Origin of the sequence: Pseudoalteromonas luteoviolacea H33-S, from assembly GCF_001625695.1 — a bacterium.
In the GTDB taxonomy this organism is placed as follows: domain Bacteria; phylum Pseudomonadota; class Gammaproteobacteria; order Enterobacterales; family Alteromonadaceae; genus Pseudoalteromonas; species Pseudoalteromonas luteoviolacea_B.
The window spans coordinates 1-12,818 of record NZ_AUXY01000102.1 but is presented as its reverse complement, the minus strand read 5'-3'; the positions used below and the strand labels follow the sequence as shown (position 1 = coordinate 12,818).

Genomic DNA, 12,818 nt, shown 5'->3' with positions numbered 1-12,818 from the left:
GGTGGCCTTTTTTATAACGTAAATTAGTTACAGTAACCAAAAGACATTAGACGCTGGTATCTTTGCTCAAGCATTTCTTCTTGGCTAAGCTTAGACAAGCTATCCAAATCTTTGATGATCTGTGCTTTTAGGTTTCTTGCTGCCGTATCGTAATCACGGTGTGCGCCACCTAATGGTTCAGCAACAATTTCGTTGATAAGGTTGTTGTCTTTGATACGTTGTGCAGATACACCCATAGCTTCAGCAGCCAGTGGTGCTTTTTCAGCACTTTTCCAAAGGATTGAAGCACACCCTTCAGGTGTGATAACTGAGTAAGTACTGTAACGTAACATGTTTACGCGGTCGCCTACACCAATTGCAAGTGCACCACCTGAACCACCTTCACCGATAACGCTACAAATTGTAGGTACTTTTAGAGATGCCATGACTTTTAAGTTCATCGCGATCGCTTCACTTTGACCGCGCTCTTCTGCGCCGATCCCAGGGTATGCACCTTGCGTATCGATTATTGTGATCACCGGCATTTTAAAACGCTCAGCCATTTCCATAAGACGCTTAGCTTTACGGTAACCTTCTGGACGTGGCATACCGAAATTACGCTTAATTTTTTCTGCAGTATCACGGCCTTTTTCTTGGCCGATAACCATTACAGGCTTACCGTCTAGTCTTGCAGTACCGCCGATAATTGCAGGGTCGTTTGCAAATGCGCGATCGCCTGCAAACTCATCGAATTCTGTAAACATGCGCTTGATGTAGTCACTTGCATGAGGGCGCATTGGGTGACGAGCTAGTTGAAGTAGCTGCCAAGGGTTAAGTTCTGAGTAAATCTTTTCAGTAAGTTGTACACTTTTCTCTTTTAACTTACTGATTTCTTCTTCCAGACTTAGGTCCAAAGAACCTGAGCGACTAACAGCTTGTAGCTCTTTAATTTTTTGCTCTAATTCAGCTACTGGAAGTTCAAATTCTAGATAATTTAAGCTCATTTTCTAACCTATCTGATAATTTTTTAAAGTTTGTCTCGGTTTTATGTAGAGAGTACAGATTTAAAATGCCGTGACTCAGTTATTTTTAGCATATTATTTAGCGTAGTCTATTTTGCTAAATGGAGCTTAAACTAAGTGTTAATATTGCTTATTTAAGTCAGTTTTTGCAGAAGTTGACGCATTTTAGCGACATTTTACTTCTTCATTTTTTAACTGTTTTTCCTTCGTGAAGGCGCGTTCTCTGTCATCACATACAATTTTACGCACATTATACTGCCCCGAACTGGATCTGGAAAACAGACCAGCAAGATAATGTGACTTTTTAAACATAAGTAGGGATTTACCTAGATTTTAGCACTAATGTCAATTAATTTCGGGTTTGTTTTATCAATGTAAAACTTGCAAATGACTTTTATGATAATTCAATGGCAAGTCACGGTAAGTGATTAAAATTGTTTTGTTTATTGGTTTTTGCTTATTTAATGCAAAATATAGGCACTTTTTAATCATTTTGAGTGACTAACTTGCGGAATAAATAATGTGATGATGACTGGCTGAATTTTTCAACTTGAGGTGATCTCGCTCACGATTAGTGTGTGATTGACCAAGTGCACGTTGCATTTTAAGTAGGATCGGGTATAACGCCAGATAATTGCATGAGGAAAGAATATGGAATCGACAGGCGTATTTAAACAATTTGCCAGTGCGCTTGAGAAGCAGTGTGGTGATCGTATCGGGCAGGGGTTGACCGTCGCTTTATCTGGTGGCGTTGATTCGGTGGTATTACTGCATCTGTGCCAGCAATTCTCCCAATTACATACAGGAATAAAACTTGAAGCTATTTATGTGAATCATGGCTTATCTGATAATGCAGATATGTGGCAGCAGTTTTGTGTCGAGCTGTGTGCACACTTAAATATTCCCTTTCAAGCTGTTGGTGTGAGTATTGAAGCGAAAACCAGAACGAGCCTAGAAGCACAAGCAAGAGACGCACGCTATTCAGCGCTAGACAGACACGCAATGATAGGCTCTACTCTCGTACTTGGTCAGCATGCTGATGATCAAGTAGAAACATTTTTTATTCGCTTAAAACGAGGATCAGGCTTACAAGGGTTAGGTGCAATGCACTCATCAATGCGATTGAACAGCGGACGACATTGCGCAAGACCTTTAATTGACGTAGAGCGAAAAGACATCGAAGCATTCGCGCAGATCTTTGGTTTGTCGCATATTGAAGATGAGTCCAACAAGAGTGATGAATTTGATCGTAACTTTTTGCGTAATCAAGTGATCCCGCTTTTAAAATCCCGCTTTAAAGGGTTTGTACCTAGTGTTTTAAGGTCAATATCTTTACTTCAAGCTCAACAAGCCTTGATTGACGAAATTGCACAGAGTGATTTAGCTGTGTGCCGACGCGATAAAAATATCAGTGTGGCGGATTTGGCGGCGTTATCTGAGCTTAGGCAAAGTAATGTGGTTAGGTTATGGCTTAGTAATAAAGGCGTTAATATGCCTTCACAAAAGCAGCTAGCTCAAATTCTAAATCAAGCGCTGAATGCTAAAGAAGATGCACAAGTCAATGTTCAGCTCCAAGCAGGCTCGATAAAGTGCTACAACGGGCTTATGTACTGGGTGGCAAACACAACAGTTACTTTGGCTGAGATGCCATGTGCTGAGTTAACATCAGATGTTGAACTGGCTGATGGCAGAATTTTAATCCTAGTTGAAGGGAAGGGAGTGCGTCGCCCCCTCGCTGATGAGCGAGTGACTATCCGCTTTGGACAGCTAAATGAGAAAATAAAACCGATAGGCAAGCCCGGTCGAAATACAGTAAAGCATTGGCTTAAAGAGGGCAAAGTGCCGAGTTGGGAAAGGTCGTCAATTCCAATGATTTATTACAATGATGCCTTGGTGGCGGTGGTTGGCTTTTTTGTTAACGCCGAATATATGGCACCCTCAGGCGTATTATGGCAGGTAAAAGATGCAGAATAACAAACAAATAGGTATGTCTTTGGCGAGTAAAGCGCCGATGGCTGTTCTGATATGTGCCATCATATTTTTGTTATTATTTTTAGGCTCTGCCATTAACTTAGCGAATCTGTTGCTCGCTCTGAGTGTTGGCGTCTTATCAGCGGTGTTATTGCTGGCATATTGGCATGGTAGGGGCGGAAGTTATTTTATATTAGGATTGGCTGCGCCCATGTTGTCCATATTGTTTAGTGAGCTTCCAGATTTTTGGGCGTTAGCCTGGGTGATCAATGGCTTCTTTTGTGGTTTTGCCATCTTACTCTGGCTATTTAAGCTAAAAAATAGTCAGGATTGAAAAGGGGTACTTATCATTAGGGGATGATAAGTACCTGTAAAACTAGACTGCGCGTGCGCAATTTCTTCCCGCTTCTTTGGCTTGATATAAGCCTCTATCGGCTCTGGCAAAAATCTCATTGGCGCAATCTTGGCTTGATGCCAGCGTAAAGCCAATGCTGGTTGTGACGGCATGCTTAAGTAACAGGCTATTGTTATTAACACGCTCCATAATGCGCTCTGCGATAACTTTGTTGGTCGTAAACGCAGGGTCATCAATCAGAATCGCAAATTCATCACCACCAAACCTAAACACCGCATCTGTCGCACGTATACTGGAGGTTAGGATGTTGGCAAAGCCGATAAGCACTTCATCGCCTTGTTTATGCCCAAACTCATCGTTGACTTGTTTGAAGTTGTCCAAGTCCAATAACATCAAGCTAAAGTTTCTGTGCTGCCTGCGGCTGCGTTCTAATTTGGTTTCAAGATATTCATTAAACTGGCTACGATTATATAGTCCCGTGAGCGTATCCTTAGTGGCCAGTTGCAGTACTCGGTGATACATCAGCGCATTTCTAAGCGGATACAATAAGCAAGTGTGCAATTGCATTAAGCGCGCTCGGATCGTGCCACTAAAGCTGTATTTGCTAAAGTAGACCAATTGGCCTAGATGCTGGCCTTCTAAATCGAGGTCAAATGTATATGGCTTGAGTTGGTTATCACCTTGGTGAGTTTGAAACAGTCCTTGGTTTGAATGAAACTGCAATCCTGCAAGATCAGTGATGCGTTTAACATAAGACGCAAAGATATCTAAAATACCGTTGACGTCTAGCGTTGTTTGCAGTTTTTCAACGAGCACATTCGGTTGTTCAGGCGCCTGTGTTACGTATTGTTCAGTCGTGAACGGAACGTAATCACCGCGCGAAGGCGTTCGCTGTGACAAAATATGGACATTTTCCATCTGGTAATTCCCCTAATTACAACATTCCCGAACATATAAGCTAGTTTCGTGCCAAAAATTTAAACTGGCTGAAAAACAGTTGGTTGCTATAGTTAAATTGTGTGAAAAATAAACCAAAACATTTCTTTGACGCCTAGGGGGCCATTTGCAGCAAAATTTTGCCGGATTTATTTCCGATAGAATCGTCACCGTCTTTATGACCGCAATACATGGTCATTTTACAGATGTTGTTGCACTGCTGCTGTGTGCCGTGATCTTAGTTTGGTCTTTTAAAAGAGTAGGGCTGCCGCCCATTCTAGCTTATTTACTAACTGGCTTAGTCGCTGCCGGTTACGGTTTAATGGATAACAACCATGAGATCCATTTAATCGCGGAAGTTGGAATTGTATTTTTGTTGTTTAGTCTTGGTTTGGAATTTTCTATCCCAAAACTGATGGCAATGCGCAGTGTCGTATTTGGGCTTGGCAGCACTCAGGTTTTATTGTCTATTTTAATCGGGACCTTTTTAGTTTCTTTCTTTGGCTTTGGCTGGTCTGAATCTTTGATCATTGCCTGCATTGTATCGCTGTCATCCACCGCTGTGGTGGTAAAAATCATGAAAGAGTCTGGCATGTTGAATATGCGCAAAGGGCAGCTATCTATCGGCGTGCTACTTTTTCAAGACATTGCCGTGGTGCCCATGCTGATAGTTTTTCCTTTAATGGCCAGTACTGATAACCAATTTTTAGTCGGGGCCTTGATATTGGCGTTGGCAAAAGGTGCCTTTGTGTGCTTATTGCTTTGGGCTATCGGTAAATGGGTTCTACCAAAAGTATTTAATGAAGTGGCTCTGGCCAGAACGGATGAGCTATTTGTATTGACCACGCTGGTCGTCGCTTTGTGTGCGGGGGCGTTAACATATGCATTTGGACTGTCGATGGCGTTAGGCGCATTTTTAGCGGGTATGATGCTTGGAGAGAGTCAATACCGACACCAACTAGAGGCAGAGATAAGACCATTTCGAGACATCCTCATGGGCTTATTTTTTGTGACCGTAGGTATGCAGCTAGATGTTGCTTATGTAATTAGTACCTTTGGTTATATCGTCGCTGCAATGGCGGTGTTACTCGTCGTTAAAGTCACCATCATTTATGTGAGTGCCCATGTCATGGGAGAGAGAAAACGTGACGCGCTCTCTTCAGGTATTATGCTGTGGCAAATGGGGGAATTTGGTTTTGTATTGGTTGCGCTTGCCGGACAACATCATTTATTAGCGCCAGATACCGCCTCATTTTTAATCGCGCTTGGTGTTCTATCTATGGCTCTGACACCTTATTTGATGAGTGAGACAGACAGGTTATTAAAGCTGTTTAAGCTCGATGGAGAGCACAAACCCGATTTTACATATGCAGGTATAAAAGATGATTCGGTGAAAGATCATGTGGTGATATTTGGTTATGCGCGGGTTGGACAAACGATTGCGCGCTTTTTGAAGCCAGAAGCTATTCCTTATGTCGCGATTGAGCGTAATCCTATCATTGTGCAGGAAGCACAAACTGCGGGGGAGCCTGTCATATTTGGTCACGCAGGGCAAAAAGCCATTTTAAAGTCAGCATGTGTCAATAAAGCAAGGTTGGTCATTGTGACTATGGATGATTTTGAACAAAGCCAAATCGTCATCGATGCACTTAAACATTATGCGCCAGAGGTGAAAATACTGGTGAGAATGCAAGATGACACACACTTAGAGGATTTGAAACAGCTTGGTGTCACAGAGGTTGTGCCCGAGTCATTAGAGGCCAGTTTAATGTTGGTATCCCATGTCCTGTATATGTCAGGGGTACCAATGCGTCGGATCTTTAAACGGGTTAGTAAAGAGCGACAAAATCGCTATGAGTACTTGCACGGCTTTTTCACTGGCAGTAGTGATGAGATGAATGAATATGGTCACAGTCACTCTCACTCAAGTTTTGTGACAGATAGACTTGAATACTTGCATGCAGTGGCGTTACCTGAGGACGCTTACGCGGTTGAAAAAACAATTTCTGAGCTTGAACTGGTGCGTCATAAAGTTGTCGTTAAGGCTCTCAGGCGCGATGGCACGGAAATCCCCATGCCGGATGAAGAGATTATTTTGCAAGCAAGCGATGTATTGTTGCTCAAAGGCAAACCCAGACGGGTAGAGCGAGCTGAGCAATTTATTTTAGATGGCTTACCCTAGTCCAACTCCAAAAACGCTTTTATCTCGTCTAGTCGTGCAAGGCCATCCTCGTAGCCAATTTTGATCAATTCTTGGGTATAGCTTTTTTCAAACAACAAGTAACTGGTTAAACTTGATTGGGAGTGTTTCTTCACCCCGATGGTCCTTAGCAATAATTTAACCGCGATAGGCAAATCATCATAAAAGTCGAGGGCCAGCTCATTGAAGTTTTGAGATGGGTTAACAATCAAGGTATCTACGCGTTTGAGTTCTTTATGCTTTTCTCTTGCAGGAAGTAAGCTGATGGTGCGGTTAACACGTTCTAGGCGCTCTAAATCTGATTGCAAGGTGTCACTAAAAATACTGTCTAACAAGTGACCTGCCACCACCGACATGCCTGGGAAGTGCGGTTCGTAGCCCAGCGGCGTTTGTACTTTAGGTTGCTCAACACCAATGATGAAGATTTTACTGGCACCTAAGTGAATTGAAGGGCTAAGGGGTGATAGCTGGTGAATAGAACCGTCGCCGTAGTAATTGTGTTTAACCCTTAAACTTGGAAATACCATGGGAATGGCACTGGATGCCATCAGGTGATCAATATTCAGCTGAGTTTGAATCCCCTCGCGCTTGGCTCTTTGCCAGGGTTTTGCATCTTTGGCTTGAAAAAAAGCCACTGACTTGCCACTGGAATAACTGGATACGGTTACAGATAAAGCATCAATAAAGCCGCGATGAATATTACGGTCAATTCGTGCCAGATCCATGACGTCTGCAAGTAATTGGCGCAGAGGTGTATTGTCGAGCAAACTCGCTGGTGGGTGATTTAAATAGTCAGCTTGAAAGCTGCGCATGACATTATTGGCCAAATGTCCAAAAGCACCAAATAAGCTACTTTTATACACCATGTTGGTGTGAAAGTTTTTCCAGATCCACTCAATTTTTCGAATCGCCAAATGCATGTTGGATGAGTAACAAGCAAGGCCTGTTGAGTTGATCGCGCCAGCCGAAGTGCCGTTGATGATTTTAAACGGTAGGGGCGCGCTGCGGGGCAAGCTAAGGGCGATGGCCTTTAGTACCCCAACTTGATAAGCCGCTCGAGCACCGCCACCGGTGAGTAACAGCGCAATATGCGGTTTGCCAATTTTACATTGTGCTTTTTTCATATCTGTTCCTTCGAAAATTAGCTGTTAGTCACAAAGGTAAAAGCATTAGGCTTACTTATACTATACTCAATTAAGGGGGAATGTGAATTTTACATCTCTTATAAATATCAGCTTGTTACGTAATTTTGACAAATTTAATTTGGTAAATATGTGTCATCAATATGTGGTTTTTTGTCGATATGACGCTTGTTTGTACTTACGTTCATGTAATTGTCAGCAAACAGATGCGAGTTTGAGATAAACTCTCGTTAATGCGCGTTGACGCAGATGAGATATCTTTTAGTTTGTGTTTTAATTACTAGGTGCTGCTAGGGAATTTCCCTTAGTTGCCAAGTTTTTTAAGCGAATTTTACGGAGCCTCCATGTCAGAGCACAGTTCAGCAGAACCAAGGACAAATAAAAAGCCTTCTAACAGCCAGTTACTTCTTGCGGTAATCGCAGCGGTGGCCTTGATCATTGTGGCTGTATTTGTATTAGCGAACAAAGAAAATAAGCCCGCAGAAAATACAAAATTTCGACAGGATGTCGTAGTGCCTGAAGAAACCCCGAAAACTGTAGTTAACACCGCACGTCAAGAAGCTGAAGAAACCAAAAAAGCGCAAGTGAGTGCAACTGTGGAGCCAGAATCAACAACAGAGACTATTGAAGAGCCTGTTGTGAGCGTCACCGAACCAGAGTCTAGACCTGCTGAGCCTGTTGAACCGGTACTGCCGAGCCTTGATGACAGTGACACCAGTGTGCGCGATTCAGTGGCTAGTTACTTAAGCAAGCAAGCGATGGAGCTATTGGTTACAGAAGACATGGTCAGACGCAGTGTTGTATTTATCGATAACCTTGCGCAAGGTAAAGTAGCTAAAAAGCACTACCCAGTAAGTAAACCTGCAGATAACTTCATGGTCATTGAAGATGATTTGATCATCACAGATCCAAACAGCTTTGAGCGCTATACGCCATACGTGAATATGCTTAACTCAATGAGCACGGCGCAGCTTGTTCGTTTATATGAGCAATACAAGCCACTTATCAGCGAAGCATATGAAGAAATCGGCTATAACGGCAACGAGTTTGACTACACACTACAAGAAGCTTTAGGTGAGCTACTTGAAACACCTATTCCTGAGTCAAACTTACCGCTTATCCAAGAGTCAGTGACGTACAAGTACGCCTATGCAGAGTGGGAACAGCTTTCGGATGCACAAAAACTGTTTTTACGTATGGGCCCTGAAAACATGAAAAAAGCGAAGAAGCGCTTACAAGCTTTTCAGCGTGCAATTGCCAACTAGTACAAATTTAATACTCAAATAATCAAAAGCTTGCTTACTTGCTTAAACAAACAGCAAACGAGCAAGCTTTTTTAGTTTTCGCTTGCATCCCAGTAAGAAAATCGCCATAATTCATCCCGCGCCAAACAAGGCCCTCAATGGTAGTCTTATTGGTCCTCTCGCAACAATAGTTCGTGAACCTGGTCAGGTCCGGAAGGAAGCAGCCACAGCGAATGACTTGTGTGCCGGGATGTGGCTGGTAAGACTACCACCCAAATTTCCTCATTGTTATTTGAAGTGTAAGTCTGCAAATTTGTAGTAAAACCCCGCATAAAAATTGAATTTAACCCTGCATAGCCTACTTTTAGATCGTCTCGCATATTCGGTGATGGTTATGATCAGGCGTAAACTAAAGCACTCCAGAGTCAAAAATCTTTATAAGTTTGCAAGTCAAAAGAACAAAGCCACTTGCTTAGTTGAATCATCCTTAGAATTCGATGCGTGTTTTTGTAACTGCCCCAGTTTTAATACAACCCATTAGTAGAATTATGCCGCCTCAAGATAGCCCATTGGAGTTTGATCTCCTAGTGCATCGTGAGGCCGTTCATAATTATAAATATCTAACCATTCACCTGTAATGTCACGAACTTGCTGAAGTGATTCAAACAGATATAAATCCAATACTTCTTCTCGATAGCTGCGATTAAATCGCTCAACAAAACCGTTCTGATTTGATCATGCCGACTATCTGTGTTTCAGTGAACTTACTTTTTCGCATCGTAAAATTTCCTTCTTATATTGATAGAAATTCTACTTATGGACTGTTTCAGTTTATGGGGGAGTTACACATGGAAGCCAACATGCTATGAGAATATATGCCTGTCCTATTTGTTTACTACTTTTACCATTTCTGATTGGGTGACACCTAAATAAGTTATTGTTATGGTTGATAGTAATAGAGTGCGTGTATGAGTAACCATTGTTATGCGGAGGGGAATACGCTATTGTTATGCGACATTTTTCGTTGATAAAAATGTCAGCTATTGAGGGAGTCAAATGAAATATAAAGTAGTACCTGTAAGATCGGATTTCTTAGATAAAGTTAGAAATGTAGGTATTGACGATCAAAACCAACCTGTAGAAGTATTGGAAGCTACAGGTGGTGAACCATGTCGAGATGTGCTTCGTGGCGCAAAGCCTGGTGAAAAGCTAATATTAGCCAGTTATTGTCCTTTCACGAAAGCAGGCCCGTATAAAGAGTATGGTCCCATTTTTTTATTGGCTAACTCGAATAGTCAGGAATTTGATGTTAATACATTGCCATTGCCAAATGGATCCGCAACCGATTATTTAGGTCACACATTTGTATTAAGAGCATACTGTGAAAACGAGCGCATATTAGACGCAAAATTGACATCACCAGAACAAGCAGAGTCAGATCTTGAAGAGTTTTTAAGCAATGAAAAGGTAAGCTTTGTAATTGCAAGATATGCTGCTTATGGTTGTTACAGTTTCAGAGTTGAACGCGCGGCATAGCTAACAATCTGATAACTGGCTAAATTTACTGTGTCGCTTTGTGCATTGTGTTTCGCGCGTAAAAAGCTATCCCAGCACAATTTTTTAATTATCAAGGTGCTAGCTGCCCAATAGAATCATGTATACGAAATCTAAACTTGCTCAAACAGTCCAATTAAAAACAAATGATGATCGAGTCATTTTAGAGTTAAGTGAATTTGAACTTCTAGGCAGTAGTTTCAAATGCACTGTTACTTTAAGTTCGAGAGGTTTTGGTTTTCATGGAGCTGTTTACTTTGACAACCCTAAGAAGTTTCTTAGTGATCTTGAGATTATGAACTCTACAATGATAGGTTCTGCTGAGTTGAAAGAGGATTATAACGATCACTTCCTTAAATTTGAGCTTAATCACTTAGGGCATTTAATTGTCAGTGCTTGTTTCGTAGAGTACAGTGAACATTCTCAAAATTTGGCTGTAGAGTTTAAAACGGACCAAACTTGTTTGCCTTCATTTCTAGAAGATCTCAAATTAGTCTTAGTGTAACAGCTGCTAACAAACCGCTTTAATCAAAGGACGCAAAACAGCAGGTTTGCGCTCCTCGTCGCTCATTTTAGCCTGCTATTTTACGCCGGTTAGGCAAGTTTTAGGGAGCAAGAGGCAGCATGGAAGTAATTGATCAATTTTCGAGTGAGCATGTAAAACAAGTTCATATGTTGTACCAACAGGTATGGTGGGGGAAAACTCGCACATTAGCTGAAACAATAGACTGTGTATCTGGTTCACAGGTGTGTGTTGGTATCGTAAGTGACCAAGGTGAACTAGTCGGTTTTGCACGTGTATTGAGTGACTTTATCTATAAAGCTGTCATTTTTGATGTCATTGTAGCGCCAGATGAGCGCGGGAAGGGTCTTGGAATTAAGTTAATGGAGTTGATAAAACATCATCCTAAACTGAAGAAGGTTCGTCATTTTGAACTCTATTGCTTGCCTGATATGGAACCATTTTATGAGCAGTTTGGTTTTACGGCAGAGGTCGGTGGAATACGTCTATTAAGGTGTGAAAATACCTAATAAATTGTTCATGCGGACAGCCGACGATTTTGGTTTGATTTGAGCTCAGTTAATACGGTGGCTCTGTTTAGGTTTAGTGGTAGTTAGCTGCTACTTCACAAGGCATTATAAACCTAAGAAAGCGTATGGAAACCTCGACAATACATTTAATTCTGTTAGCTATTCATTTATTAATTTCATTTGTTGTCTCAATGTCAATTGTGACTTGCCCTTTGAGGTTTGGCTCTGAAAAGTTTGGGTTGTTACTATTAACTTGGGCTGTTCCAGTTATTGGCGCAAGCTTGGTACATAATCGGTTGGGGTATATTGGTTCTGCATCAAAAGACGTTGATGATTCTGCAGTCACTGTTGATGTTCCACCAAATAGGTGTGGTGGTGGTTCTAAGAGCGAAGGGAGGTTAACGCTATATCACAAGCTAATTAAATGCGGAACTGCTAAAGTTTGGCTCAGTTCCGTTTCCTTACACATTTTAGCAAACAACTATTCACCCCTTTGGGCGGCGTTATACGTACAAAAGAAAAGTGCCTGTCCTATATCCTCAATCGATTTATAAGGCCCTTTTTTATAAGTGCTTTTTTTATTGTATTAAAGCCAGTTTTTAATATTGAAAACTCCTTAAAATAATAAGGTTTAGTTAATTTTACCATGGCTTTATAAGTAATGCGGTTTATGGAAGTATTTGATTTAAAAAGTGAATTTATTTTCACATTGTGCTGTGTGGGTTTTATTGGTTAAGAGTTTTTTGGTTGTGTGTGGTAGTTTAAATAGTGTGGTAGTGGGTTGTATAACCATGATTAAAGTTATATATTTATAATCTTTATTTTATGATGGTTGTGTATAGTTTGAGGTTGAAAATAGAATTAAAGAATAAGTTTTTAGAAAGCTTTTAACTCCTGTAATGGTCTTAAACTTTTTAATCTAGATTAAAAACCCTTTATCGGTAATTATCAGTATGAGTATAAGAATATTATTACTTCTATCTATCGTAATTCTCTTAATGACAGGTTGTTCTTGGTCAAGAGCTACACCACCTCTTAGCCCGGAAATCCCAGAGGTGTCATATACAGGGAAGGGAACAAATTCAGGACCGATGTTAGTTGGTTCTCTTGGTGCTGCGGGTCTTGCTGTAGGTATAGCAATAGATATAGGTATAGCTAAAGACTTTCATAAACAAATTGAAATACATAAAGCCAAATATATCAAAAATATTGCTTTTCTACTCAAAGGTTATTTTCCAAACGCTGAAGGTTTCAGTTTGTCACAGCTTGAGTTCACAGCTGCAAAAAATGATGCTGATTCTGTAAACACAAACTTGGTTATTAAAGTAGAAGAAAATAGCAGCATTTATTTTGTATCTATCGAACGGCCTTGTTGATCAAATA

Annotated in this window: 12 protein-coding genes, 1 other RNA gene and 1 pseudogene; 10 read left to right on the top strand and 4 right to left on the bottom strand. The window is 41.1% G+C overall.

Annotated elements, in window-relative coordinates; all coding sequences use genetic code 11:
- Positions 1-23 precede the first annotated feature (23 nt).
- Complete coding sequence (gene accA / locus N477_RS20555; protein WP_063362936.1) at positions 24-983, bottom strand: acetyl-CoA carboxylase carboxyl transferase subunit alpha; 960 nt, start codon at positions 981-983, stop codon at positions 24-26.
- A 669-nt stretch (positions 984-1,652) separates the two neighbouring features.
- Here accA and tilS point away from each other — a divergent pair.
- Both tilS and N477_RS20545 read left to right on the top strand, forming a co-directional pair.
- Entirely contained in the window at positions 1,653-2,975 is a 1,323-nt protein-coding gene (tilS, locus tag N477_RS20550) for a tRNA lysidine(34) synthetase TilS (protein WP_063362937.1), read from the top strand.
- On the top strand, positions 2,965-3,306 hold the full coding sequence (locus N477_RS20545; RefSeq protein ID WP_063362938.1) for a hypothetical protein: 342 nt from the start codon (positions 2,965-2,967) through the stop codon (positions 3,304-3,306). Before tilS ends, N477_RS20545 begins: the two co-directional genes overlap by 11 nt.
- A gap of 42 nt (positions 3,307-3,348) precedes the next feature.
- Here N477_RS20545 and N477_RS20540 read toward each other — a convergent pair whose 3' ends face one another.
- On the bottom strand, positions 3,349-4,245 hold the full coding sequence (locus N477_RS20540; RefSeq protein WP_063362939.1) for a GGDEF domain-containing protein: 897 nt from the start codon (positions 4,243-4,245) through the stop codon (positions 3,349-3,351).
- A 196-nt stretch (positions 4,246-4,441) separates the two neighbouring features.
- On the opposite strand from N477_RS20540, the gene N477_RS20535 reads away from it, so the two are divergent.
- Positions 4,442-6,445, top strand: coding sequence for a monovalent cation:proton antiporter family protein (locus N477_RS20535; RefSeq protein ID WP_063362949.1), 2,004 nt, complete (start codon positions 4,442-4,444; stop codon positions 6,443-6,445).
- Here the strand turns inward: N477_RS20535 and N477_RS20530 are convergent.
- Entirely contained in the window at positions 6,442-7,587 is a 1,146-nt protein-coding gene (locus N477_RS20530; protein ID WP_063362940.1) for a patatin-like phospholipase family protein, read from the bottom strand. The genes N477_RS20535 and N477_RS20530 overlap by 4 nt on opposite strands.
- A 362-nt stretch (positions 7,588-7,949) precedes the next feature.
- Between N477_RS20530 and N477_RS20525 the strand changes: the two genes are divergently transcribed.
- The gene (locus N477_RS20525; RefSeq protein WP_063362941.1) at positions 7,950-8,870 is read left to right on the top strand and encodes a DUF3014 domain-containing protein; all 921 of its coding nucleotides are present in this window, start codon (positions 7,950-7,952) and stop codon (positions 8,868-8,870) included.
- 147 nt (positions 8,871-9,017) lie between these two features.
- Positions 9,018-9,114: signal recognition particle sRNA small type (gene ffs, locus N477_RS20520), an RNA gene on the top strand.
- Between the two features lie 281 nt (positions 9,115-9,395).
- On the opposite strand, the pseudogene N477_RS25790 reads toward ffs, so the two are convergent.
- Positions 9,396-9,581: pseudogene (locus tag N477_RS25790) on the bottom strand (integrase core domain-containing protein); the annotation flags it as partial.
- Positions 9,582-9,905: 324 nt separating this feature from the next.
- Here N477_RS25790 and N477_RS20515 point away from each other — a divergent pair.
- The 5 genes from N477_RS20515 (at position 9,906) to N477_RS20495 (ending at position 12,811) form a co-directional block, all read left to right on the top strand.
- Complete coding sequence (locus N477_RS20515) at positions 9,906-10,385, top strand: DUF1203 domain-containing protein (protein WP_063362942.1); 480 nt, start codon at positions 9,906-9,908, stop codon at positions 10,383-10,385.
- Between the two features lie 118 nt (positions 10,386-10,503).
- The gene (locus N477_RS20510; RefSeq protein ID WP_063362943.1) at positions 10,504-10,908 is read left to right on the top strand and encodes a hypothetical protein; all 405 of its coding nucleotides are present in this window, start codon (positions 10,504-10,506) and stop codon (positions 10,906-10,908) included.
- Between the two features lie 119 nt (positions 10,909-11,027).
- Positions 11,028-11,435, top strand: a complete 408-nt coding sequence (locus N477_RS20505) for a GNAT family N-acetyltransferase (RefSeq protein WP_063362944.1) — start codon at positions 11,028-11,030, stop codon at positions 11,433-11,435.
- 125 nt (positions 11,436-11,560) lie between these two features.
- Positions 11,561-11,989, top strand: a complete 429-nt coding sequence (locus N477_RS26165) for a hypothetical protein (RefSeq protein WP_155731975.1) — start codon at positions 11,561-11,563, stop codon at positions 11,987-11,989.
- 399 nt (positions 11,990-12,388) lie between these two features.
- On the top strand, positions 12,389-12,811 hold the full coding sequence (locus tag N477_RS20495; protein WP_155731974.1) for a hypothetical protein: 423 nt from the start codon (positions 12,389-12,391) through the stop codon (positions 12,809-12,811).
- The last annotated feature ends 7 nt before the right edge of the window (positions 12,812-12,818 follow it).

Excerpts from the sequence above, each read along its gene's own strand:
- accA (WP_063362936.1), bottom strand. The coding sequence starts at position 983 with ATGAGCTTAAATTATCTAGAATTTGAACTTCCAGTAGCTGAATTAGAG.
- tilS (WP_063362937.1), top strand. The coding sequence starts at position 1,653 with ATGGAATCGACAGGCGTATTTAAACAATTTGCCAGTGCGCTTGAGAAG.
- N477_RS20545 (WP_063362938.1), top strand. The coding sequence starts at position 2,965 with ATGCAGAATAACAAACAAATAGGTATGTCTTTGGCGAGTAAAGCGCCG.
- N477_RS20540 (WP_063362939.1), bottom strand. The coding sequence starts at position 4,245 with ATGGAAAATGTCCATATTTTGTCACAGCGAACGCCTTCGCGCGGTGAT.
- N477_RS20535 (WP_063362949.1), top strand. The coding sequence starts at position 4,442 with ATGACCGCAATACATGGTCATTTTACAGATGTTGTTGCACTGCTGCTG.
- N477_RS20530 (WP_063362940.1), bottom strand. The coding sequence starts at position 7,587 with ATGAAAAAAGCACAATGTAAAATTGGCAAACCGCATATTGCGCTGTTA.
- N477_RS20525 (WP_063362941.1), top strand. The coding sequence starts at position 7,950 with ATGTCAGAGCACAGTTCAGCAGAACCAAGGACAAATAAAAAGCCTTCT.
- N477_RS20515 (WP_063362942.1), top strand. The coding sequence starts at position 9,906 with ATGAAATATAAAGTAGTACCTGTAAGATCGGATTTCTTAGATAAAGTT.
- N477_RS20510 (WP_063362943.1), top strand. The coding sequence starts at position 10,504 with ATGTATACGAAATCTAAACTTGCTCAAACAGTCCAATTAAAAACAAAT.
- N477_RS20505 (WP_063362944.1), top strand. The coding sequence starts at position 11,028 with ATGGAAGTAATTGATCAATTTTCGAGTGAGCATGTAAAACAAGTTCAT.
- N477_RS26165 (WP_155731975.1), top strand. The coding sequence starts at position 11,561 with ATGGAAACCTCGACAATACATTTAATTCTGTTAGCTATTCATTTATTA.
- N477_RS20495 (WP_155731974.1), top strand. The coding sequence starts at position 12,389 with ATGAGTATAAGAATATTATTACTTCTATCTATCGTAATTCTCTTAATG.